Genomic DNA, 24,459 nt, shown 5'->3' on the forward strand with positions numbered 1-24,459 from the left:
TAGTATAATAACTCAGTATTTGTAAGCAGATAAGCCGATGCATATCTGCTTTTTTTTTTGGAATTTATCTTACAACAAGTTTAGCCTGGCCAAAAAACCATGGATACCGCATCGAACGATCAGAAGGCATTCTTCTTTCGTTTCATCTGAATGTTTTTTTGATAAAACATACAAGGTATTATTGAAATCATCTATGGTGAATAGTTACTCATCAATTTAATTTTGAAGAGAGTTTAGATACAGACTCCGAAAGTTTTATTGAAAATCAAAACCATGTTTATGATTCAGTCCAAGACCATTGTATTTCTTACGGGCGCATTTGTTAGCCATGCCTGTTGGGATAACTGGAAGATTTTTTTCAACAATGAAGGATACAAAACTATTGCCCCACCCTGGCTCGGTAAAGAAAGTGATGCGGCCACGTTAAGGAACCGTCACCCTGACAAAGCATTGGCTTCTGTCACACTCCCTGCGCTCATCACTCACTTCACCAAGATCACCAGTGATCTTCCGGAAAAGCCTATAATTATCGGGCACTCTTTCGGTGGACAAATGGCCCAGGTGCTACTGAACAAAGGACTGGCCGCAGCGGCAGTTGCAATACATGCCGCACCACCCCAGGGAATCATTCCTTATGAATTTGCGTTTCTGAAGTCTAACTCGGCCGCACTTGGTTACTTTACGAATGTCGATAAGACCTATATGCGCTCTTTTAAAAGTTGGCAATACGCATTTACCAATGGAATGTCGCCGGAGCGGCAAAAAGAAACCTATTATGAATTGGCTATTCCTGAATCAAAACGAGCCGTAAGGGGTGGATTAACCAGTGCTGCTCATGTGGACTTCAAAAAAGAGCATCCTCCGCTTTTGATGCTTGCAGGTACTAAAGACAATTGTATACCGGCGCATCTTTGCGAACGTGTTTATAAAAGTTATAAAAGCAAAAATTCGATAACCGAATTTGTAGTGAAGGACCGTAATCACTTCGTGCTTGGTTTGCCAACCTGGAAGGAAGATGCGAACTATATATTGAACTGGCTGAAAAGACACTAATCACGGGTCCCAACGTCATACTTGAACGTCGTGAAATTACAAACCCAATTATTTGAATCGTAGTGAAATTACAAGCCCGACTATTTGAATCGTAGTGAAGTCATAAGCCCAACCTACTAAATGTCGTGCAATCGTAAGCTAACTATTTAAATGTCGGGAACTCACAAGCCCAACATATTTGATTGTCGTGAAAATTACAAACCAACCTATTTTAAGAGCAATAAAAAATTATAAACAATGAAGGACCCAATCTTAGTAACAGATTATGCAAGCGATCCAAAGATAGAGAGACGTACCAAAGAATTTTTAAAAGCGCTAAACGGAAGCGGCGGCAGGCCAATGGAGTTATTGACCCCGGCGGAGGCAAGGCTGGTGCTGGAAGGCGCACAGCGTTCAGTAGTTGTTGATGTATCCGGGATCGATGTCACGGAAAAAAACATTACGCATGATGGCGTACAAGTGAAACTATATGTTGTTAAGCCAGCCATGTCAACCGGCATGTTGCCCGCTTTTATGTTTTTTCATGGCGGTGGCTGGGTGATTGGTGACTTTGATACTCATAAAAGATTTGTACGCGACCTGGTTGTAAACTCAGGTGTCGCCGCTGTTTTTGTTGAGTACAGCAGGTCACCCGAAGCACAATATCCGGTTGCAATCAATGAGGGATACGCAGCCACAAGATGGGTTGCGGAACACGGGAGTGAAATAGGGGTAGATGGAGATAGATTAGCTGTAGCAGGCAACAGCGCCGGCGGCAATCTCGCTGCAGCCGTCGCATTAATGGCCACACAAAAGAAAGGTCCTGCGTTGAGATTTCAACTGTTGTTCTGGCCGGTGACAAACGCAAACTTTGAAACAAAATCATATAAAAAGTTCTCTACTTCGCGTTTCCTGACCAGGAACATGATGACCTGGTTTTGGGACAATTATATACCCGTTTCAAACCGAAATGATATTTTTGCTGCGCCCCTGAAAGCCTCGCTCGGGGAACTGAAGGGCTTACCATCAACGCTTGTACAAACTGCGGAGAATGATGTTCTCCGTGACGAAGGTGAGAGTTACGCCAGGAAACTGGACGAAGCCGGTGTTGATGTTACGTTAATGCGGATCCAGGGAATGATTCACGACTACGGGCTCCTTAATCCACTTGCGCACATACCTGCTGTTCAGTCTGCCCTAAGATCTGCTGCATTGGAATTAAAGTATGCGCTTCAATAAAACCGGATGGATAAATGAATGGATCACAACATGTAACCATAGAACAGTCGTTCGATGCTATTCGCCTGTTGCTCGCTCCTTTTAGCGCAGTGATCGGTGCAGACCTGGAAAAGTATCAAAATCATGTTTTCCGCGTTTTTGCGAATTGCCTGTCTATTGATAATAATGAGGTAAATAGGAATAAATACGAGATAGCAGCCGCGTTTCACGACATAGGTATCTGGACAGATAACACCATCGATTACCTGGCACCGTCAGTCATTATAGCAACCCGCTACCTTAACGATAGCTCGCAGCAGGCGTTGATCCCGGAGATAATTGCCATGATTGAATGGCATCACAAAACAACAAGCTACAAGGGTGAATTCGCAAGCACCGTAAATACATTCAGAAAGGCCGATTGGATGGACGTGTCTCTTGGTATATTATCATTTGATTCGGATCGTCTCATCGGCCAAATGTATCGTAAGCGATTTCCCAACCGGGGGTTTCATATTTTCCTGATAAATAAACTAGTCAGGAATTTCTTCAGAAATCCCCTCTCGCCATTACCCATGTTCAGGCTGTAACAATCAAAACGAGTTATCCTCGAAAGCTACCATCTCAACTCTGCGGTCACACCAGTGAAAATGATGTCTTTCCCGGTTCCTGCAATTTTAAGAAACTGACCCGCATCAAACCAGGTAAACTCGGCACGTAGGGAGAGATGTTTGGCCGTAGTAAAATAAAACGCTGCAGCAAGCTGATACCCGATTTCTCTGACATCGGTTTCCGAGTCCCGGTATATCATCATTCCATTGCTGGCATACATTCCATCATTCCGGCTATATCGTTTGAATGCAATCCAGTCAACCATGAACCTCAAGTCCTTTTTTAATGTTAGCATCACGGAAGGATGAACATCTACCAGGTTGTAAGGGCCAATCAGGGCCGCCAGTCCAAAATACGAGCCACGCGGAAACATAGGATTGAACGTACCAAGCCTGGTATCATTTTTTGCCAGGTCACCACTGATCAGCTCTGTCTTCAGACCCAGCTCCGGCCGCATATAAACGGCATTAAAAACATACGAAACATTGATAGAGGCAGTATACGCCCGTATCTTTTTTTGGGCGAATCTGCCAAGCTGGAAAGCAACTTCGATGTCGTAGTTCCAGCCATCCGACTTCTTCCAAAACCTGGTGCCGGCAGTATGTCTCTCTTCACGGCCTGCCCCATCGTTAAATACGGAATGTTTCCTGGCAATTCCCAGGTAATACAGGTCAACATTAGATAACAGGGGCACATCATTGAAGACATTGTACAAACCCCAGAACTGTGAACCCTTGTTATTTTTATCGTTGAATGATCCCATAGTTGCCACAACGGGCCGGCTGTAAAAGGTTTGCATATCGTAACCAGGAATCGATACACAGATCTTTATGCCGTCAAACGATTGCCTGTTGTTTGGTCCATCGCGTAAAGCCACCAGGCGTTGCGATCCATATGATAACTCCTGGCGGCCAAACTTAAGTTTGAAAGACCGGGCTTTCGTTCTGCCTGCTTCAACGTACCATTCATGAATCTCCAAAGGATTCACATCAACGGGCCCCGCACCTTCACGGCCCGGGGCAAGACTGCTTTGTAAATGAATAACTGAACGAAACATTTTACCAAGACGTAAATCAGCGCGGGCAAGAAACCTTGCGAGGATATAACCATCATCTTCCGGAATTTTATCACCCCAGTCTTCGTTGTGCACATAAAAGTATTGAGACCTTATGTTTCCGTCGAAACTCAAAGCGTTCTGCAGGCTCCGCCCAAACCTGTGGTACTTATATTTATTGTACCAAAGATGCTCCAATGAGTCTGCCGGTAATTGAACAGTTTGCGTTTGTGCGTAACCGCTGGTACCAATGAGCAGTTGGACTGATATGAGTAATGATGGCAGATACCGAACCAGCATAGTTGCTGCGATGAATCGCCGGACAACGTCGGGTATTTTTGGCGAAGGGATCATAGATGCCTGTACAACTCCTTGTAAATCGTAATCCACATCGTGGTTGCACCTGATGTTCACGGGTCAATCATTTGAATTGATATCCTCCATAAAACTTCACGGGGCTCCAGTCAGGTATGATACCTATTGAATCAGGCGCCATAGGAAAGATGTGCTGATCGCCATATACAGGTTTACCGTCTACTATGGTCAGGACAGATCTGATCGTAGGTATTTCGTCATCCGGAACTGAAAAATAATTTTTATCCAGGATCACAATATCAGCTTTGTACCCTTCCAACAATTTTCCGTGATGTTTCTGGCGGAGTAAGTCATAACCACCTGAGGTCATTAATTGTAATGCGAGCTGCCGGTCGATAAGGTTATCAGTAGACATTGTCCTGGTACCTCCGATTGTTTTTCCGGTGGTGATCCAATGAAGTGCAACCCAGGGATTGTAGGATGCAACACGGGTACCATCCGTACCAAGCGCTACCGGTATGCCATACGCAAGCATCTTTTTGACCGGCGGCGTAAACGCGGCCGCAGCAGTTCCGTATCGCCGGACAAAATGTTCGCCCTGGTAGGCCATGCGATGTTGGATGGAAATACCACCCCCCAAAGCCTTGATCCTTTCCAGGTTTGTGTCACTCACCGTCTCCGCATGGTCAATAAACCAGGGTAGATCTGTCAATGGTATTTCCCTGTTAACTGTTTCGAGAACATTGAGCATGCGGGATATACTCTCATCATAAGTTGCATGTATCCGGAACGGCCATCGTTTTTTTGCCAGCAGCTGTACGACTTCCAGCAACTTGCTTTCCATGCTATCGGCAAGCTGGGGCCGTGGCTGAAGAAAGTTCTCAAAGTCTGCGGCTTCTGCTACCAGGTTTTCACCACCACCAGCAACATAATAATCAACTTTGTCTGTACTATCTGAGTTATGCGCATGAAGGTCGACAATGTCTATCCATCCTTCAAAATCCCGTACCTCTGTTCCCTTTTTCTGGGCAAACAAATAATATGGCAATCGCAGGTTGATCCTGCCCTGACGATACAGGGAATCTGTTACCCTGTAATCATCCGGGAAATTTTGAAAGCCTCCTCCGGCGTCCATTACAGCGGCAACACCAAGGCTGTTTAATTCTCTTATATATTGGAGGGTGGAATTCAGCTTTTCGGCCGTCGTCAACTCTGGTAATTTTGCAAGGGTGGAGTACAGTATAAAGGCATTGGGTTCGGCAACCAGCAGCCCTGTAGGATGACCGGCCTCATCTTTTTCGAATAATCCACCCGCCGGATTAGCGGTGCTGCCGGTTATCTGAAGGACATTAAGGCCGGCTTTATTGATCCATGCTTTAGCATACAGGTAAAGAATAAAAGCAGGGGTATTGCCGGTGGCCTCATTAATTTCCGCTAACGTCGGTAAACGTTTTTCTTCGAACTGGTATTCGTTCCAGCCCCCTACTACCCTCACCCATTGCCCCGGTGGTGTCCGCGATGCCTGTTCTTTCAACATCTGCAATGCCCTGCTTAGCGTTTTGACCCCATCCCATCTCAGTTCTGCATTGTAGAAACGACCTCCCCTTATCACATGCAAATGACTGTCAAATAAACCCGGTATAACGGTTCGCCCCCCGGCGTTGATCATTGTTGTTTTGTTACTTTTCGTCTTCATTACTGCCTGGTTAGTACCTGTTGCGATGATCCGCTTGTCTGAAATCGCAACCGCATCAACCCGACGGTTGCTATCAAGGGTCACAACATTTCCATTGTAAATAATCAAGTCCGCCTTTTTCTGGCCTTTTACTCCATGGCAGACAAAAAATGACAACAGCATAAGACTTGTTATCATTAAAGGCCATTCTGGTTTGAAGTTCATAATGTAATGGTTAACGACGCTACAATGGAAGAGGGAGCGATTGAATGTTGATCATCCTATCAAATGATCGGCTGCGTGTGAAGGTATAACTTCACTACAGGCCGGCATGTATTTGCATCTGGAATATTTTGAAGGACAGATAATCAGTGCTTCAGGACTTCTCCGGCGTATTGAATACCGATGCCATATGCACCGCCATATTTTTTGAAGAGACCAGTTACAGCTGCATAGGTTTCACTTCTCGCCCAGTCGCGCTGGAGCTCGAGTACATATTGCGTTGCCGTTATCATGACGGCACCGGCTTTTATCATGCGCTGTATTGCCATTTGATGCCCTTCGTTGGAAACATCACCGCAACCGTCGGTAATAACGTATACTTCATGACCATCTGCAATCGCGGACAGCACAGGACCCAAAATGCAGACGCTGGTCCACAGCCCGGTAATTACCAGCTTCTTCTTATTGAAGGCCTTGATTGCTTTATAAGCATTCTCATCTTCCCAGGCATTCATGGTAGTTCTGTCAATGTACTTCGATTTGTCTGTGAATACATCGCTCACCTCAGGGAACACAGGGCCGCTGAACGAACGTTCGGCAACAGTGGTGACCAGGGTTGGTATCTTGAAAATCTTCGCACCGCCCGCGATGAGCGCTACGTTATTTCTCAGTGATTCTATCCCTATATTGGTAACAGGAAAAGCCATCTGGCTTTCGTGGTCAATCATAACAAGTGCATGGTTAACAGGCGTAAGAAGATTTTCAGAAGGTTTTTGTGCCCATGATGAAACCGAAATGATAAGAGTGACAAATGTAAAAAGCGATGTGTGGAGATTTTTTTTCATGATTAATGTATTTGTATCTCAAAATTATTTCAAGCTACCCAACACATCAATTGATCAATCGAATATTGTATTGTACAAATAGTGGATGTTGAAGAGGGAGACTTTAAAAGGTTTACCAGGCTATGGCTTGCTGTTTAAAGCAGCACTACGATTTTTTGTACCCGCAACAGACTGGTAAGGTCCGAATACTGCTTTTACAGGAATATCAGCTTTGCTATCATCGAGTATCACAACATAATAGGTGTTTCCGCCAGGCATCACTCTCACCACTATATGGCCTTGCTGACTTTTATATACCCGGTCAATGAGGGGTCCGATTACAATCCTGTTTGCCTCCAGCATATTGGTAGCAAACAAGTCTCTTTGACCAGGATAAATATGCTGGTTTACTGTTCTTAAAAGTACTTCGTGACCCGGATGATCGGACGACCAGGTTTGCCCGATCCATACCTTTGGCTGTAAGGTTTTAACCATAAACTCATTCACTGCATCCCTGTTTCCATGATGATCCATTGTAGCTACATCCACGGCCCCAACAGCTCTTGCAATTGGTGTTTCGACGTCCCTTAAAGGATTATCACCTGTTGAAAGGTTCCCCGGGTTATCACCACCTGTATAGTATTTAAAATCACCGTAATTAATAGCAATTGCAAGACTCAGACTATTTTCGTCGGGCCAGCCCGCCGCTTTAGCAGTATCTATAGGCGGGAAATGATCGTAGGTGATGCTATCCTTCCCTGTCCAGATCTTTTGATTGGCTTTAAGATTCTGAACAAAAAAAGAAGGAAAAGAGGAAGGGTTTTTAAGAAGCATAATTTGACGATTACTGCCCGCTCTGAGAGGAGACAACCGCATTCCCTGTTTTTTCTTTTCGTCTATAAAACTGAAATAGTTTTGCAACGTTTTCCCATACCTCATTTCACCCTGCCGGTTTTGTTCTGCCAGTTTCTTCATGTCATAAGGATAGTCATAGCCGGGATATCCACGATCAATCAGATTTTTAAATGGCATCATGTCTCCTACCCCTGTAATACCGGTTAATTGAAAAAGGCCTGAAGCAGATCGCGGAGCATCGGGATACCAGCTGCCAAAATGATCGTCGTGAAAATGAGTTATTAAAGCATAATCAATAGAGCGACGATTATTTAGAGGTGCCACCTGTTGTATATAACTGACGATCCATTCATAAGGCTTTTTTGTTGAATCAGGCCTGATGACGGAGTTGCGCGCTGTAAAGGTCCTGCTGTCAATCGGGGACATTTCTCCGGCATCCAATAACATGGTCGTTCCGTCGGGGAAAACAAAATACGCACTGCTGCCCCGTCCCGTATTGATATGATGCAGATCAAGATAACCGTTTTGCCAGACTGGTAAAGAAACGCCAACCCTGATCTCCTGCGCGCCGACGAAATTCATATACATCAACGCTGCAACATACAACAGAGATTTTGGCCTGATGCTTAATAAAGTTGTCATCATCATTGAAGATCTTACCATCATTGCTAATCTCATAATCATTGCTAATCTCATAACCATTGCAAATCTCATAACCATTGTAAATCTCATAATAATTTTAATAACTCCATATTTATATCGAGACCATTGCAACGACTGTGGGGTAGTCGTCGCGACTGTTTACGTCCTCCTATGCTTCGGACCCGTTAAAATATAAAGCTATCCCTTTTTGCAATACAATTTTCCTTACCCGTTAGTAGCTGTACCGCTCCAACAGCTTTATTGAATCTTTGCCCCCCTGCGTAATGCTGTCGAGGTAAAATTTCCTTGTCATAGCCGCTAACACGGCATTTGCGGAGGTGGGCCAATGGTATTCTTTATTGTATTTTATTGCAGGCAGTGAAGGCCGATTGTACAAGCAGGCTGTTATGGAAAGACTACATGCATAACATTCCGGCGCTTACCTGATTTTCAACATTTTTCCGTTTTTATAGTATGTTTTGGTCTTAGTAACGAGAATTGCATTGTAATAATATGTTCCATTATGGAGATTAGTCGGATTGAAATCGACGAAATACCTGCCCGGCACTCTGTCTGCATTAAGGGGCAAAGCGATCAATCTTCCTTTCTGGTCGAAGATTGTCATCAACACCCGTCCTTGTTCCGGAACTTCATAGTTAATACGTGCTGACTGCCTGAAAGGGTTCGGGCTAATATCCACAGTAAACAACTTTATGGCCGGCGGATCCTTTTCACAATTGGCAGCCCCTAGTTTATCACCGTGTTTTAGATGAGCTTCTACAGCATGTTTGTCTACGCATAACTCTTTGCCTTTGTGGCAGACCAGTATTTTATTCTTCTGGCACCTCACGTCGATAACGTTTACTTTTACCTGATCGGTGGCAATGTTCCCCGAAGCATCAGTCACCGTAATCGTGTATATCGTGGTTGCCGCAGGGCAGACTTTAAATTCAGGGGCTTTATTGCCACCAGGAGACCACTCGTAGCTATATGGAGGATTCCCCCCGTCTACCTTTACATTTAAGACTATACAATCTGAACTATAGCCGGAATAGATCACCTTGTCATCTCCCGCATCCACTTTCATCGGCAACGATTTGCCATACTTGATTGTCGTAACATCACTCGCAGTGCCTACCCCTTCACTCTCTCCTGACACGTAAATATTTCCTGCAGCATCAGAAGTTATCGAATAGGGAACATCCCAGCCATTCCCAGGACCACCATAAGTATTTAAAGACACCTGATTGCCAGAGGCGTCATATCCCAACGTAACTATTTCATTGTTATTATTTAATCCGCTCGTTGTGCCGGTAACATATACGTTACCACCAGTCGTAGCAATCGCCTGCGCATTGTCTACAGAGTTCAGGGGTCCATTAAATCTTCTTACCCAAAGCTCAGTTCCATCTTCACTATATTTTATTGTAGCGTAATCGAAAAAACTTCCGGAGCCCGTGCTCCACCCTGTGACATATACGTTACCCGCGGCATCAAGTGCCAGCATAGTCGCATAATCGTTGTAGCTGGCAGGACCGTCATACAACCGGGTCCAAAGCATATTTCCCGACGGATCGTATTTGATCGTAAGATAGTCTGTAATTAGTCCATTAACTGTCGCAGAGCCAGTAATGTAGCTGTTACCCTGTGCATCGACCTTAACGAACCTTGCGTCATCAACATCATTAGACGCCCCATTGTAAGTCCTGACCCAGATCTGATTGCCGTCTGAATCATATTTTATGAGAGTAGCATCCGAATTTGTTCCCGTATTTGTGGTTCTACCGGATATAAATACATGCGTTGAATTACTTACCGCAATGGAGACAGCTGCATCTGTTCCTCCCGCAGTACCCCCGTGGGACCTTATCCATAACTGATTTCCATTACCATCATATTTAATCGTAGCAATATCTGTATTATTTTCACTTGTTGTGATAATCCCGGTAACATAAATATTGCCTGAACCATCCAAAGCAATAGCTGTTGCCACATCATAAGAGTTGACAGGACCGTTATACTTTCTTACCCACTGCTCAGTTCCATTTCCATCGTATTTTATAGTAACAAAGTCATTGGATGTTCCTGCACCCATACTGCTTCCGGAAACATAAACATTTCCTGTTTTATCCACGGCAATTGATAAACCTATATCCTCCAAAGCAGCGTTGCCATCATATGTCTTTGTCCATAATACTTTACCCGAGGCATCATACTTAATGGTTACAAAATCCGCGTCTGTACCGCTTATTATGGCCTGACCCGTCACATACACATTTGCTTTTTCGTCTGCAACAACAGCTCTACCGATATCCTGGTTGTTTGGAACGCCGTTATACCGGGCCACCCATTGTTCAGTGAACTGACACAAAGCCACAGACTGAAACAATAACAAAGCTAAAACGAACACGGCCCACTTAGGAATGTAATGTTTTGACATAAAACGGTTTTTAAGTAAGAGAATTAAAGCAGGAATTTCATGGGAAGTTTGGCTGATTGCAGACGGGGTGGAACATCTCCCCTGTAATTTAACAAAGCCCTGCACCTAATTATATGATCTACGTCATGAGTTCTAAAAATATTCATTGCGTCGCGCTAAGTGACTACTTTTGTGCTGTTCTCCACTTTCATAATTATCTCACCTCACAAAAAACAGGAGCGTATATCATGTCTATCAACACATTCATGCGTTTCTTCGACAAAGCCGAAGGAGAGTCCATTCAAAGAGGCAAAGAGAAATGGATAGAGATCCAGGATTGGGACTGGGAAGTAGAAGCAGAATCCAGTTGGACCATAGGTGGCGGGGCCAGTGTGGGCAAGCCCAATCCCGGTAAACTGAATTTTCAGCACCGCTTCAACACAGCGTCTATCGTTCTCCTCGGCTATATTTGTTCAGGAAAAGCCTTTCCAAAATGCGAGCTACAGATATTGAAAGAGAGTGGCAAAGGTAACCCCCGACCTTATTTTACAATGGTGTTGGAAGAAGTCTACATTACGAAGGTGTCGAATGCCGGGACGGAAGAAGGCAGTGTGTTGCAGCGCGTCGAAATGGTTTTCAAGACCATAAAGATTGAATACAAGCTCCAGGATAATACAGGAAAGCCAGGTGATGCCCGGACCTATAACTGGGATATACCTGCAGGTACTGCTTCTCCATCTGCATGAGTTGACAGGATAGGCCAACGATTGCCTCAGCTGATTTCAGATGTTGGCACCCCACCGTCGCAAGTCAAAATATGGTATTTAAAATGCCGACTAATATGAGTATATTTAATTAGCATAATCGTGCTCCCCATCTTTCTATCCGTCATATCGATTTAAGCTATCCCCGGAGCCAATCCATATCAGGCCATATTTATCTTGCGTAATTTTCCATACCCTGTTTATTTTTAGCTACCCAACACGTCAATTGATCAATCGAATATTGTATTGTACAAATGGTGGATGATGAAGAGGGGCACAACAACTATCTTATTTTTCCGATGCACCGGTGTCAGTGAGTGTTTTCAGAAATGCGATCAGGGCTTGTTTTGATAACTGATCCAGTCCAAGGCTATCGGGAGGCAAAGTCTGGTATGGCAGGGTAAAACCAAGGCCCACACCACCTCCCCTGTTGTAGAATTCAACAACTTCTTCCAGAGTACTATAGACACCATTATGCATGTATGGAGCAGTCAGCGCTACATTTCTTAATCCAGGCGTCTTGAAGGCAAATTCGTAATTGGGAATTTTATGTATTTCGAAGCGCCCGGGATCCGGATCAAGTTTTTTTTCGTCAGCGGCTTGCGGAACACCAATCACTTCGCTTTCGGTTAACACAAATGCGGGTGGCACGGTCCCATTGAATGTGGGCATGAAGTGACAAATACCGCATTTCGCTTTACCCATAAACAGATTGAACCCTTTTATCTCCTCTGAATTCATTGCCTCGCTTCGTCCGCGCATATACTGGTCGAATCTTGAATTCAAAGAAGTTTTTGAACGTATATAGGATGCCAGCGCAACCTGCACCTGTCTCTGATTCAAACTATCATTAACCTTGGGGAATGCGTCTTTAAATAACCGGATATAACAAGTGTCTTTTTTCAGCTTAACCACTGCTGTTTCCAGAGAGCCATGAATCTCATCTTTATTGCTGATAACATCTCGTACCTGGTCCTCGAGGTATGTTGACCGCATATCATAAAACTGCCTCTTCTGAAGACCAGCGTTGATAATGGTAGGTGTATTCCTTCGAAGAAATCCCTGGCCACCCAATGCGGCGCTTTTTGGAAGTCCGTCGGTGAACGCGAACTCCGGTTTGTGACAAGAGGCGCAACTGATCTGGTTGTTGTCTGATAACAACGATTCATGAAAAAGCTTCCGGCCAAGTGCAATTTTTTCCCGGCTAAGGTGAGCGTTGGCATCAGGACTGAAGAAATCAGGATTGAAGGCCGACGAATCGAATAATGTTTTCAGATCACCCCTGAGTGCGTAGACATTAGTCAGCACATCTATTTCAAGCGATTTCTGCAACCCGAGTAGAGCGGTAGTAGCCGGGTTAACGTATTGCATGATGAAACTCATCCTGTCAAATGAATTAAAATCAGGGTTAGCCTTTGCATAACTAATAGCACCTGAGAGATCGCTTTGAGTCTTCTCGCGCAGCGGCTGGTCGCCTTTGTAAAAATTTAGTATATCAATGATCGATTGCAGCGACGCGGGAAGCTCATTGATACTATTGAGTGCCAGTGGTGAATCAAAGCCGCTGATCCCAAGCGCAAGGATCCTGAAGCATTCCTGCCTTAATGCATCAAATACCTGGTCGTCCCGGAACTTTGTTTCCGGCCACAATTGCATGAGGCGGGTGAACACGCTTCTTAGTTTGAGCGTCTCACGAATGAGTTCTTTCTGTTGAGAAGTGTCGTAGGTTGGGTATAAAAATTCTTCAATCACCTGGAAGCCGCCCGGCTCAATAACAGTATGTTCCTCCGGTTCTATTTCCGGCAAGGCGGGTCCATTGATGTTCCTGGATGCATTAGGGAAAAAGTATTCAACCGCAAATTCTACATTCTTGTAGATTCTCCGGCCTTCGAGGAAGCCTTGCCGGATGCGGACCGAATCGCCCGTCTCAATAACTGTAATGAAGTCATCGCTTACCCATTGATCGAGGGAGTCAAAGCCTTTTCCGACGAAGTAATGGACCAGGGACACAGCAGGCTTGTTTTCGGGTATACTACACAGTGACAATGTAACTATGATCCCGGAAAGGATCACGAACGCCAGGTATCTTGATTTCATATAGGTGCTGTTAAATATCAATGCAGGCTGAAACGCGATTTCGCGTACAGCCTGCACGATTTGTTATGGTTGTTCCTGCTAAGCGACTGCAATTAATTCGGTACCCCTCTTAAAATTAAAACCTGGCCCCCTTCTTTGTTTGGACTTAATCCGGATCCGTCTACATTTAAGAACTTATCCTCCTGCCATGTATGCGGATGAATATTTAACAGGAATGTGCCTGGCACACCTATGGTCTTTGAAATGTCGTACATGGCACCAAACTCCCACGAGCCGAAATTGTTGACCTTAACCGTGTTGTATTTGGCACTGAACGCAGGATCAGTTCTGCGATGGTCCATTGTCAGGAACGGTTTGTATTTTTTTGTTTTGATATCCATGATCCATACATAAGAATCATGTTTGGAACCCGGATAATAGGAATCACCATCTTCCTGGATATAAACATAATTGTCCGTGACACAGATATTGTCCGGGTTGATAAGATCGTTTCCGGGATTTGTACCGCCATCAGCGACTACTTCAATCTTTCCCTTTAATGGATTGTTTTTATCCAACTGAAGCCTATATACTCTGCCCCACATCGTTTTGCCAATGGTATTAGCTACTCCTGTTGCAGTAAAGTACAATTCGCGGCCATTAGCCCCGCCGCCTTTGCGGTAATCAAGGTCTTCTACCCTTGCGAATTGTATACATTTTTTATCTATAGATTGCTGTGCGATCTCTGCCCCGGTTACTGTGGCAGCATTATCAATCTCTACCAGCTCTACGTCGTAGTTTTTGCCCAGTTCAATATTTGTTTCTACCGGGTCCTGGTTGGTACGTCTGAGAAAGTACAGCTTGCCACCAGTGAGGTCACCTAATCTTTCTGCAACATAAAGAATGAACTGCCCATTTGAATCATCTTCGCCAATCATAATTACCGTTTTTGCGGGATAGGCGTCTTTTGGAAGGGGAACCGCGTTCTCCATACTATGCCTGCCGAGAGCCGGGAGTATCCGGTCTGTGCGCGATCTTTCGCTGGCAGGAGCGAGAGGATTAATGGCGTGAACGCGTGAGTCGGCTCCGGACTCACCCGCTGTAAGAAAGATCGGACCGAAACCGTGTTCTTCAGGAGTTGCCAGCGTAGCGGAACAAAGGCGCCACTGACCACCGGCAAAATCGACGATATACTCACCTTTGGTCGGCTTGAAGTTTTTATCAAGATAAACGCGTGAAACAGATCGGTGGATCTCATGATTATTGATCATGATATATCCTTTACCATTCGGGTTCTTCATGAGAGCCGCACCATCCGGCTGTGCTCCGAACACAAAACCGGGTGACTCGGGAAGAACATCCTCACTGCCTATAAGTGTCAACACATCAACACCTTTGTATTCATCAAACATTTTGATGAGCGAGGGAGTGACAGAATAATTTTTGAGCTTTACCGATGATTCGTCATCACCGCCTCCTTTGTATTGTTCCCAGATTTTCTGACATCCGGTGAACAACATAGCACCAGAGATAAAACATGCACCCAGGGCAACTGATCGTAAAACAGATTTCATGGTTTGTAATTTCGCTCAAGCTATCTGTTTAGTATTACGGGAAGGTTAAGCGAATATTATCATAACTTTTATCTCCATTGAAAAGTATACAGTGTTTGAGCATTGTTAACATTCAGGTCATCTTAGAATATTATATTAGCCGGGCAGAGCAAATTGCATGGCTGCTGTTTAACATCAATCAAGGATCAAACCTGAGTAATAAATGGAAATCTTTTTAAGTGTATTAGCCGGTCTTTGCTTGTTTTTGTTTGCCGTATCCAATTTGTCGGAAACGCTCAAAGATTTGTTAGGTAACCAGGCCCGTCATTGGATTGGCATTTTCACGAAAAACACCTTTACCGGAATCCTCACCGGCACGGTTATTACCATCTTACTGGATTCCTCATCCGCGGTGATCATCCTTACTATTGTACTTGTAAATTCAAAGGTTCTCACATTCCAACAGTCTCTTGGTATTGTTCTTGGAGCGAATATCGGAACAACTTTTTCAAGTCAGCTTATCGCGCTTGATATTGGAAAGTATTCACCGGTACCTATATTCATAGGTCTCGTATTGAGTTTTGTGAGCAAGCGTGAGTCGATCTCAAAATCGGGCAGGTCCCTGTTATATTTTGGAATTATGTTCTTCGGACTTTACACGATGGAACGGGCAGTTGAGCCATTACGTGACGCACCGGGCTTTTTGGAATTGATGACCCGCCTGGAACATCCGCTGAAAGGAGCAGGTGTTGGCGCAGCGGTTACATTAATTCTTCAATCGTCCTCTGCCACAGTGGGAATGGTTATCACCCTGGCTAAAAAGGAGTTGATCTCACTTAGTGCGGGCATTGCAGTGATGCTAGGCGCTGAACTCGGCACCTGTTCAGACACCCTGCTTGCAACATTAAAGTCAAACAGACACGCAGTGAAAACAGGGATATTTCATCTCGTCTTTAATCTTGCATCCATTGTTGTCGGAATCTTACTGTTTCCCTTATTTGTGCAATTTATTGATCGTATCTCTGGCACAGCAGGAATCGAACAACGAATTGCAAATGCACACATGATATTTAATATCAGTGGGGTGCTGATTTTCTACCCCTTCATTCCGCTGTTAACGAAGGTCCTTAATAAAATTATCCCTGAAAAAGCGGGTAAGGTTGACTCGCCGGTGGCATTAAGTTAACGTCAAAAGTATCAACCCAGAAGTTGTTGACGCTGTGCTGCCTTCCGGGTTGATAAAATCTATCCTAGCTTTTGCTCAAAATTTTCTTGCTGCCGGACTTCTTTGTCAACAGCATTATACCACCGGTTATCAGCAGAGCCGTAATGGCTGCCCTGCCTATAAAAGACTTGCGGTTATGCTTCCATTCGGCCCTCCAGCCCCTTTCGATCCAGGGGTTGGGAATAACGCCATGAACCAGGTCATCCAGCTTGCCCTGGATCACGTCGATACGGTCTGCCAATATCAGCGTCATCCAATGTGCAGCGTTGGCTTCGCTATACTTAAATGCAATGCGACGGATCGCGCCGCTCAGGCCTGAAGGAGGTGTGGAAGTTCCAAAGACGCGGGTAATGCCCGGGCGCTCTATGGAATGCAAGACCTCAATGTCGACCTCCTGTTGGGGCGCCCTTTCATAATTAAAACGCTGGTGGTCCGCACCATTGTAGTGTTTCATGGGGTAAGTCGGATCATTTTCGGGATCTGCGTCCATACCCCAACCGGGGATGTTTTTAGTAAGATCAGCCATATTCCGATCGGCAATAACCCTATCCTGAAACTCGTCTATTTTGTTTTCTAATGCATTTTTCATAATAAAGTTTTTAGGCCACGTTAGCTCGTGGAGGTATTAACACTGGTTTAATCATGTTGTCAAGTTTCCTGGAGAACATGCGGTAAGCGTCCGGCACTTCTTCAAGAGGCAGCCTGTGTGTAATGAGTTCCTTAGGATTAATTCTGCCGCTCATTACATGATCGATCAGCTTGGGCAGCAGCCGTTTTACTGATGCCTGATTCGCCCTGATGGTAATGCCTTTGTTCATGATGCTGCCGATAGGTGCGAGGTTCCAGGGTGGTCCATATACACCTATGATCGATACTATGCCTCCTTTCTTTACAGAATTGATGGCCCAGTGCAGGGCGATGGCATTGCCAGCCTGGAGAAGTAATTTTTTGCCTGTTATATTTTGAAGTGTATTGCCACTGGCATCACAGCCCACCGCATCAATACAAACATCAGCTCCAAAGTAGTCGGTGGCCTTTTTTATGAATACAACGGGATCATTCATCTCCTTAAAATTGTAAACCTCGGCAAAGGCAAACTTGCGGGCAAACTCGAGGCGGTAATCCAGGTGGTCAATAACAATGACCCTTGCAGCTCCAAAAAACCAGGCAAACCGGGCCGTCATAAGGCCCACGGGCCCTGCTCCAAACACTACCACGGTATCACCTTTCTGGATTCCGCCCTGCTCCGCAGCCTGGTAGCCGGTGGGTACAACATCAGTAAGCAGCACCGCATTTTCCAGGTCCATGCCTTCGGGAATTTTGGTAGGGCTCACATCAGCATAAGGTACCCGCACATATTCAGCCTGTCCGCCATCATAACCCCCGGCAAGATGGGCATATCCGAAAAATCCACCTGAAGCCGTCGCGGCCGGATTGGATTCATGGCAATTGCCATAGAGTTCCTGTTTGCAAAAAGGACATGCGCCGCAGGCGATGTTGAAAGGGACCAGCACATGATCGCCCACTTTCAACTTCTGCACCCCTGACCCAACAGCTTCCACTACGCCCGTGAATTCATGGCCGAATGTCATACCAACCCGGGTATCGGGCACCATACCATGATACAGGTGCAGGTCCGAACCGCAAACCAGGGATCGTGTAACGCGAACAATGGCATCACCAGGATGTTTAATCTCCGGCTCGGGCCGGTGACGGTCTGCCCTTATTTGATAAGGACCGCGAAAATTCATTGCTAACATAAATGTGTTTTTTAGTGAACAATAAAAAATGGAGCAGGGTTAAAAGGCTGGAAACTAGGGACCAATAATTAAAGAAGTTGCACCAAAAAACAGACCTCACGAGGTTTCCAGACAACAAGGACAATGGCTGGTTAAAATCTGCAATTAGCGATCGAATTATAGTGTACTGGAAAATAATAAGTTGATCATCTTATTTAAGCATATATAAGATTGGCACCGATACATGTAGCGGCATACCATCCAACATTTTGGTGATGTTAAGCATCAACTACGGATCAACATGATGTGGTTGTAGCTAAATTGACACAGCAGATTTTAAATGCCAACACTTTTTACACGAAATAGACTTGGGCAAAAACCAGCAGGAGCAAGGCTTTCAACCATCTCTCGAAAATAAAAAAGAGTCTTAAGAAAAATAATGATTGAGGAGCGAAAATTCAGGAAAGCTGAGGAACACTGATCATACTATGTGGAAACGTTCATGTGTGGCACCACATTTTTAATTTCGGTTTGAAATAATCAAGCGGACTTATCTTGCTTTATCTGACGTCAGTTTTATCTGACGGCAGTGGTACCGGATCCCAACCGCCAAGGACATTGCTTATATTGAATTTCTTTGCTTCTTTGTCCATTAATTGTTTCGACCATCTCACTCTGGCTGCAGGGTTGGCCCCCGCCCCGGAGCTTTTGTACTCTGCATAATAAACTGTTTTTTCATTTTCTGCATTGCCCCAGTTGTTCCAGCCCTCCGGTACTATATGACTGCCCATCTCCGTATTCATAAAAACAACACTTGCATAAGGTCGCCATGGCCTCCCGAGGAAACATTTTGTAGCTGCAGTGTCCGCAATAAGTTTGCAATCATAAAATACATAGCCAAACTTTTGCTTCGGCCCGGTGGCCGCCGCCGTGATATAAGAGTTTACCAGGCTCTTGATGATACAATTCCGGAACACGCATGTCGCTTCACCAAAAATAAAATCTGTTGTACCTTCAATGTAACAATCTTCATAAAACTGCCGGCTACCTTCCGTTGCTGCATATACCGTATCCTGGTTGCCAAGGAGGCGACAGTTCTTTATTACTGCCCTGTCTCCTTCAACATGAAGCGCCACGGCCTGCCCCACTCTCCCCGAACTATTTTCAATCGTTATATTCTCAGCCATAAAATCATCGCCCTGTACCAAAACAGTATAAGAGGTATAGGTGCTGTACTTACTCCTGCCAAACGCATCCTTTCCCCCGGGATAATCTTTCCCTGAATAATCATTATTGGTGATGATGGTATTTGTGTTGCTTTCACCTACCAGGGACACTTTTTTCTTCCATGAAGGGATAACCAGTTTCTCATGATAAATGCCTGGCCTTATTCTGATGGTCACCTGCTCCTGTGATAAATCCCGCACCGCATTGACGGCCTCCTGGATCGTCTTATAGTCGCCACTCTCGTCCTGTGCAACAATTAAGATCTTTGGATATGGTGGAACCGGGACCTGGCCCCTTTGCCGGGCTTTCAATTTCCAGGTGGTATCTGTGCTCGTTTGCTGTGCCTGGGCTATGAGCGATACAGAACAGATAAACAGAACAAGAAGACATCCTGTTTTGACTGTAAGTGTGAAATGCTGTAACGACATTTTGTAATTCATAAAACTTTATTGTTTCATCATTAAAACCGGTAACCCAGGTTGAGATTCGGGCGCACTGTTCCATCCTGGTCGCAGTACATGGCAGAAATTTCAATAGGGCCCAAAGGCGTCATCATGCCCGCTGTTAATGAGTACCCGGACAGAAAGTTTTTGTTAGCCGCAAAGTCATTAAGCTTCATCTTGTAGAAATCATAAACTGCAATGTTCACTCTTCCCGTGAGATAAACGGACCCCAACAGCTTCCACTGCAGTCCCAACTGGCCGGTTATAATGCTGCCGGTTTTTACCTGTGACTCGTTCAGGCCAGCAAACTGCACCTGGTTCAAAGCATTGTCTGCAATCCCCCCTACCTGGAACACATTTGCTTTGTAAGGATCCTTGCTGGACATATATGCTAATTCAGCCTGGCCAAGCAAGACCAGCTTTTTATCAATCGGAACAAACTGTTGAACACGCAAATGTAACCGCACCTGGTTTTTAAATGTGACTCCAAGTGAATCCGCATTACTTACTATGCCGTCCTGTTCCACAGCCACCTCACCGTTCTGATCATAGATATAACCTGCATCCAATTTTACAGTCCGTCCTCTTGTAGGAAAATATTTACTATTGATATTATTAAAGCGATAGCTAAGATAAGTGTGCCAGAACTTATTTTTTCCGTCAAAGATAACTGCGGGTGATCCGGGAGTATTGATCACTGAACGATTGTATTGCTGGTTCAACCCGACATAACTGGATTGATTGATATTGTACTGACCTCTTAAATTGTATAATGAATAATTGCTCCTTAACGTTTCATACAGTTTGAAATCCTGGTAAAGGGGAAAGTCTACCACTTCCTTATACCAGCTGAAGTCAAATGCAAACTTGCGGTTGGGTCTCAGATATTTAAAATATTCCAGGAAAATACGTGGATTCTCACTAAGGCTTAATGTGGCAAGCGCCCGGGATTCCTTCAAAAACAGGTCGCGGGCAGTGATATTGCCAATCAGGCTCAGCTTAGTGTAATTGTTATAATTCAGCGCGAACTTTACTGCAGTCAGGGGATTTTCTTCGACATTAAAACGCATTTCTGTTTTCCCCGAATCAAGTGGGATAAAGTCATACTTTATCGAGCGATAGTAACGTGAACCATAAATACGCCGGATAGATTCCGCTTCCTTTTTGAGCGAATACGGTTTCCCCGGCTTCAGTCCTGATAAGCCAAAAAAGAATCGCTCCGTTGTTTTCTCCAAACCTGTGATACTATATCTTCCGATTGATATGGATTGGGTTTTCGGCAACCGGTCACGGACAAAAGGCTGGTCGGGCGGATACAAGGCGTTGAGTGAATCTGCAAGGTGTTTGAAGATGGGATAATAGAGCAAGCCGTATTTCCGCCCAATCTCAATGATTGAGTCACTGTTGTCAAAGCTTCCGGCAGTGTTGCCTTCCATGTCAGGAGTGATATAGATATCACACAGCGCGCGATTGGTTTCAAATAACGCAGCATCTTTAAAAAACGCCATCTGCATCAATATATCCAAAGATGTTTTCAGGTCCTCAGCTTTATCAAGACCCTTGTTGAGGTTCACACCGATCACAATATCAGCTCCCATTTTCTTCGCTTCCTGCACGGGAAAGTTGTTGGCTATACCACCATCAACCAGGGTTTTATCTTCGTATTGTACAGGTGTGAACACAGCTGGTATAGCCATGCTTGCCCTTATGCTGGCAACGATGTTTCCGCGGTTCATTACAACCGCATTACCCGTTGAGAGATCAGTGCCGATACAGGCAAATGGGATCGACAGGTTGTTGAAATCGGTGATGTTGTAGACAGGTTGAAACAGCTCAGCAAGCTTTAACCAAAGCTCCTGTCCTTCTATAAAACCTTTGCCCAAGCGGAACCTTCCTTTATGAAAGGGAATTTCAAAGGCATATTTATTGAACTCATCTTTCTCTTCTATACTGATGGAAATGATCTGGGGAGCCTTTGAAAAGATCAGGTCCCAATCGAGGGTGCGGGCTATTGCCTCAATGGTATCCGCGAAATACCCGGCTGCATACAGACCACCAACTACACTGCCCATGCTTGTGCCTGTAATATAGTCTACTTTTAGTCCCGCACTATCCATGGCGGCGAGTATGCCAATATGAGCAAGTCCTTTGGCCCCGCCCCCGCTGAGTGTCACGCCAATTTTAGGCCGGGTGATTTTCGATTGTGCATCGACATTCTGAAATAATAAAATGCACAAAGCAGTTATTGCTGATTTCCAAAAAGTAATTTTCATAAAATCAATTCGGTTGCCATTGTAGGTTGCCGTATATAACTACTTAATCTGCCTTTCGATACTTAATTTGCTTTTGGGTACTTAACCTGCTTTTGAATGCTTAATCTGCGTTTGAATGCTTAATCTTCCTTGGAATGCTTAATCTGCATCATAAATACTCACCTTCTTTACACGCTCAATTGCATGTTAAGCGAGAGCCCGTCACAGATGTTAAAGAAATGACTAACATCATGGCGGGCTCCTGAATTTATATATGTTTAAGTTTCTCCCGGATCAATAACCGGGGTTTTGCATTGCCTGTTTTTCTGCTCCTGTGAGTGCTGATCCATTTGCCTGAATACCGTCAAGAAAAGTTTGAGGTAACGGCCGTAAGTTATGGAAGGTTTTTATGTTTGGTCCACCTTCCAGGTTAAACACCTGCACTCTCTTCACAAGGGTCTGGGTCCTTGCAAGGTCCTCCCAGCGTTTAAACTCACCACATAATTCACGGGACCGCTCATTCAGAACCAGGCACAACATCCGGTCGTAAACACTTGACAACCCAAGGGCAGAAATGATGTATTCGTCCTGCGGAGGAAGTGTAGCGGTATTGGTAATAGCCAGGCTTGCAGAAGCGGCTGTAGTTACGGGGATATTGTTTGATTCATAATAAGAATTGCCCGGATAGAAGGAATTGGTAACACCCGGTGTTTGCAAGGTAGCAGATACCAGCGAGTTACCGCCGTCAGTATATGCCGACCTGTTTTCTCCGTTATTGTATTGTGCCCTGGTCCTTACTGCATTGATATATGGCAGCGCATCATTGTAGCTTCCCTGCCCGGCCTGTGCCAGCCTGATCTTCGCCTCAGCGGCGATCAGGTAAGTTTCGGCGGACCTCGCCAGGTTAAAATCCCTGTGCCCGACAACATCATTGAGTGATTTCCTGGAACCATCAATATGTTTACTCAGGGGTGGAAAACCCTGTCCCGCAGTTGTTAAGTCGGTATAGATTGCACCATCTGTTGTTCTTCCGTTGGGATAGGCAACATATGTTGTAGGTACAGGTCTTCCTGTACCATAAACGTCCGGTACCAGGTTAGTTCCGGATGTGGTCCTGGATATTTTTGATAACGGATAACGGGTATCACCTGGTCTGTTTATAACAAACATCAGTCCGAGATCGCCCTTAATATTGGGCGCAACGGGCGATGCTCCATTGATCGCACTTTTAGTGCGGAACGATTTCCAGAATCTTGAATCATTAACGAGATCATAGATCCGGTATATGTAATAGGTGGTTGCCAATCTGCTGAAAGGTCTGTCACCAGTTAAATCACGTGCCAGCTGATCCTGGACATCATATCTTGAAACAAAATACAGGTGCTGGGTATTTCCATTACCTAGATTACTGTTTACATCACTGGTAAACTGGGCAGAAAGAATCAGTTCAGGTAAAGATTCATTAGCGGCATTGGGCCCGGTAAAGTTCCAGAGATTGGCAAAATTGACAGCCAGCGGATGCCGGGCTATAACCTGGTCGCAAAGCGGTACGATCGCGGCAAGGTCAGCGAGTTTGGTATCGCTGTTCCATGAACTGTTTATTTCGCTTGCCCGGAACAGGTAAGCTTTTGCCAGGTAATGTGCAGCAGCATCCTGCGTAATACGGGAAGGACTACCTCCAACCGGCAACAATTTTAAAGCATTGGTAAGGTCAGCAATGATCTGTGCACATACTTCTTTTGGGGTTGCGCGCGTAAATTCAAGTTCTACTTCGGTAATGGGCTCCAGCTGCAATGGTACTGCTCCATACTGGCTGACCAATCTCAGGTAATTATATGCCCGCATAAAATATCCTTCGCCAAGGGCCGTGTTTTTGATGGCAGTGGAAGAAGAAGTGCTTTCCGTACAATTCTGTATCAGCAGATTTGCATCACCTATCCCTGTATATAATGCGTCCCACTGCAAATTGGCTGCAGCAGTATTAGCGTTGATATTGGCAACTGTTGGATTGAATGTCGCATCATAATTATTCCAGGGTGAGTTAGAAGGGTCCCCACCAATGTGAAACTCATCGGTGCCATAGTTGGTAGCCGCATAATTCCATTCCCCATTGAACGGAACATTAAGCACCTGGTAATAAGTACCCACTGCCAACTGTTGTATGCCGGCATCAGTTTTGAAAAATTCTGTAGTTCTTGCAGTAGTAAGTTCTTCATCCAGGAAATCCTTTTTGCAGGACTGGAATAAAAACAAAGCCGCAATGATCATTATTTTATAATAGAAGTTATTCTGTTTCATATTATGCAAATTGA

At 44.8% G+C, this 24,459-nt stretch carries 18 protein-coding genes; 5 read left to right on the forward strand and 13 right to left on the reverse strand.

Going from position 1 to position 24,459, the window contains the following annotated elements; translation table 11 throughout:
• Nucleotides 1-279 precede the first annotated feature (279 nt).
• From ACX0G7_RS11795 to ACX0G7_RS11805, 3 genes are all read left to right on the forward strand, one after another.
• Nucleotides 280-1,053: an alpha/beta hydrolase gene (locus tag ACX0G7_RS11795; RefSeq protein WP_458923674.1), complete on the forward strand. Its 774-nt coding sequence runs from the start codon at nucleotides 280-282 to the stop codon at nucleotides 1,051-1,053.
• Between the two features lie 237 nt (nucleotides 1,054-1,290).
• The gene (locus ACX0G7_RS11800) at nucleotides 1,291-2,271 is read left to right on the forward strand and encodes an alpha/beta hydrolase (RefSeq protein ID WP_458923675.1); all 981 of its coding nucleotides are present in this window, start codon (nucleotides 1,291-1,293) and stop codon (nucleotides 2,269-2,271) included.
• A 14-nt stretch (nucleotides 2,272-2,285) separates the two neighbouring features.
• Nucleotides 2,286-2,840: an HD domain-containing protein gene (locus ACX0G7_RS11805; RefSeq protein ID WP_458923676.1), complete on the forward strand. Its 555-nt coding sequence runs from the start codon at nucleotides 2,286-2,288 to the stop codon at nucleotides 2,838-2,840.
• Nucleotides 2,841-2,866: 26 nt separating this feature from the next.
• On the opposite strand, the gene ACX0G7_RS11810 is transcribed toward ACX0G7_RS11805, so the two are convergent.
• The 5 genes from ACX0G7_RS11810 to ACX0G7_RS11830 form a co-directional block, all read right to left on the reverse strand.
• A complete protein-coding gene (locus tag ACX0G7_RS11810; RefSeq protein ID WP_458923677.1) occupies nucleotides 2,867-4,330 on the reverse strand; it encodes an alginate export family protein in 1,464 nt (487 codons plus the stop codon).
• A gap of 7 nt (nucleotides 4,331-4,337) precedes the next feature.
• Complete coding sequence (locus ACX0G7_RS11815) at nucleotides 4,338-6,131, reverse strand: amidohydrolase (protein ID WP_458923678.1); 1,794 nt, start codon at nucleotides 6,129-6,131, stop codon at nucleotides 4,338-4,340.
• Between the two features lie 143 nt (nucleotides 6,132-6,274).
• Nucleotides 6,275-6,973: a hydrolase gene (locus tag ACX0G7_RS11820; RefSeq protein ID WP_458923679.1), complete on the reverse strand. Its 699-nt coding sequence runs from the start codon at nucleotides 6,971-6,973 to the stop codon at nucleotides 6,275-6,277.
• Nucleotides 6,974-7,093: 120 nt separating this feature from the next.
• Nucleotides 7,094-8,485 carry a ComEC/Rec2 family competence protein gene (locus ACX0G7_RS11825; RefSeq protein ID WP_458923680.1) on the reverse strand — a complete coding sequence of 464 codons (1,392 nt, stop codon included), beginning with the start codon at nucleotides 8,483-8,485 and terminating at the stop codon, nucleotides 7,094-7,096.
• Nucleotides 8,486-8,888: 403 nt separating this feature from the next.
• On the reverse strand, nucleotides 8,889-10,889 hold the full coding sequence (locus ACX0G7_RS11830) for an SBBP repeat-containing protein (RefSeq protein ID WP_458923681.1): 2,001 nt from the start codon (nucleotides 10,887-10,889) through the stop codon (nucleotides 8,889-8,891).
• A gap of 125 nt (nucleotides 10,890-11,014) precedes the next feature.
• On the opposite strand from ACX0G7_RS11830, the gene ACX0G7_RS11835 reads away from it, so the two are divergent.
• On the forward strand, nucleotides 11,015-11,614 hold the full coding sequence (locus ACX0G7_RS11835) for an Hcp family type VI secretion system effector (protein WP_458923682.1): 600 nt from the start codon (nucleotides 11,015-11,017) through the stop codon (nucleotides 11,612-11,614).
• Between the two features lie 135 nt (nucleotides 11,615-11,749).
• On the opposite strand, the gene ACX0G7_RS11840 is transcribed toward ACX0G7_RS11835, so the two are convergent.
• The 3 genes from ACX0G7_RS11840 to ACX0G7_RS11850 all read right to left on the reverse strand — a co-directional run bounded on the left by ACX0G7_RS11840 (nucleotide 11,750) and on the right by ACX0G7_RS11850 (nucleotide 15,282).
• The gene (locus ACX0G7_RS11840; protein ID WP_458923789.1) at nucleotides 11,750-11,836 is read right to left on the reverse strand and encodes a two-component regulator propeller domain-containing protein; all 87 of its coding nucleotides are present in this window, start codon (nucleotides 11,834-11,836) and stop codon (nucleotides 11,750-11,752) included.
• Nucleotides 11,837-11,920: 84 nt separating this feature from the next.
• A complete protein-coding gene (locus tag ACX0G7_RS11845) occupies nucleotides 11,921-13,729 on the reverse strand; it encodes a cytochrome-c peroxidase (RefSeq protein WP_458923683.1) in 1,809 nt (602 codons plus the stop codon).
• A 92-nt stretch (nucleotides 13,730-13,821) separates the two neighbouring features.
• Entirely contained in the window at nucleotides 13,822-15,282 is a 1,461-nt protein-coding gene (locus ACX0G7_RS11850; RefSeq protein ID WP_458923684.1) for a PhoX family protein, read from the reverse strand.
• Between the two features lie 202 nt (nucleotides 15,283-15,484).
• Here ACX0G7_RS11850 and ACX0G7_RS11855 point away from each other — a divergent pair, with 202 nt between their 5' ends.
• Nucleotides 15,485-16,447 carry a Na/Pi cotransporter family protein gene (locus ACX0G7_RS11855; protein ID WP_458923685.1) on the forward strand — a complete coding sequence of 321 codons (963 nt, stop codon included), beginning with the start codon at nucleotides 15,485-15,487 and terminating at the stop codon, nucleotides 16,445-16,447.
• 64 nt (nucleotides 16,448-16,511) lie between these two features.
• On the opposite strand, the gene ACX0G7_RS11860 is transcribed toward ACX0G7_RS11855, so the two are convergent.
• The 5 genes from ACX0G7_RS11860 to ACX0G7_RS11880 all read right to left on the reverse strand — a co-directional run bounded on the left by ACX0G7_RS11860 (nucleotide 16,512) and on the right by ACX0G7_RS11880 (nucleotide 24,445).
• Nucleotides 16,512-17,075 carry a hypothetical protein gene (locus ACX0G7_RS11860; protein WP_458923686.1) on the reverse strand — a complete coding sequence of 188 codons (564 nt, stop codon included), beginning with the start codon at nucleotides 17,073-17,075 and terminating at the stop codon, nucleotides 16,512-16,514.
• 10 nt (nucleotides 17,076-17,085) lie between these two features.
• The gene (locus tag ACX0G7_RS11865; RefSeq protein WP_458923687.1) at nucleotides 17,086-18,246 is read right to left on the reverse strand and encodes a zinc-dependent alcohol dehydrogenase; all 1,161 of its coding nucleotides are present in this window, start codon (nucleotides 18,244-18,246) and stop codon (nucleotides 17,086-17,088) included.
• A gap of 539 nt (nucleotides 18,247-18,785) precedes the next feature.
• Nucleotides 18,786-19,892 (reverse strand): pectinesterase family protein, encoded by a 1,107-nt coding sequence (locus ACX0G7_RS11870; RefSeq protein ID WP_458923688.1) that lies wholly within the window; start codon nucleotides 19,890-19,892, stop codon nucleotides 18,786-18,788.
• A 20-nt stretch (nucleotides 19,893-19,912) separates the two neighbouring features.
• Nucleotides 19,913-22,168 (reverse strand): patatin-like phospholipase family protein, encoded by a 2,256-nt coding sequence (locus ACX0G7_RS11875; protein ID WP_458923689.1) that lies wholly within the window; start codon nucleotides 22,166-22,168, stop codon nucleotides 19,913-19,915.
• Between the two features lie 273 nt (nucleotides 22,169-22,441).
• Nucleotides 22,442-24,445, reverse strand: a complete 2,004-nt coding sequence (locus ACX0G7_RS11880; protein WP_458923690.1) for a RagB/SusD family nutrient uptake outer membrane protein — start codon at nucleotides 24,443-24,445, stop codon at nucleotides 22,442-22,444.
• Nucleotides 24,446-24,459: the final 14 nt, after the last annotated feature.

Source organism: Flavitalea antarctica, assembly GCF_054461535.1.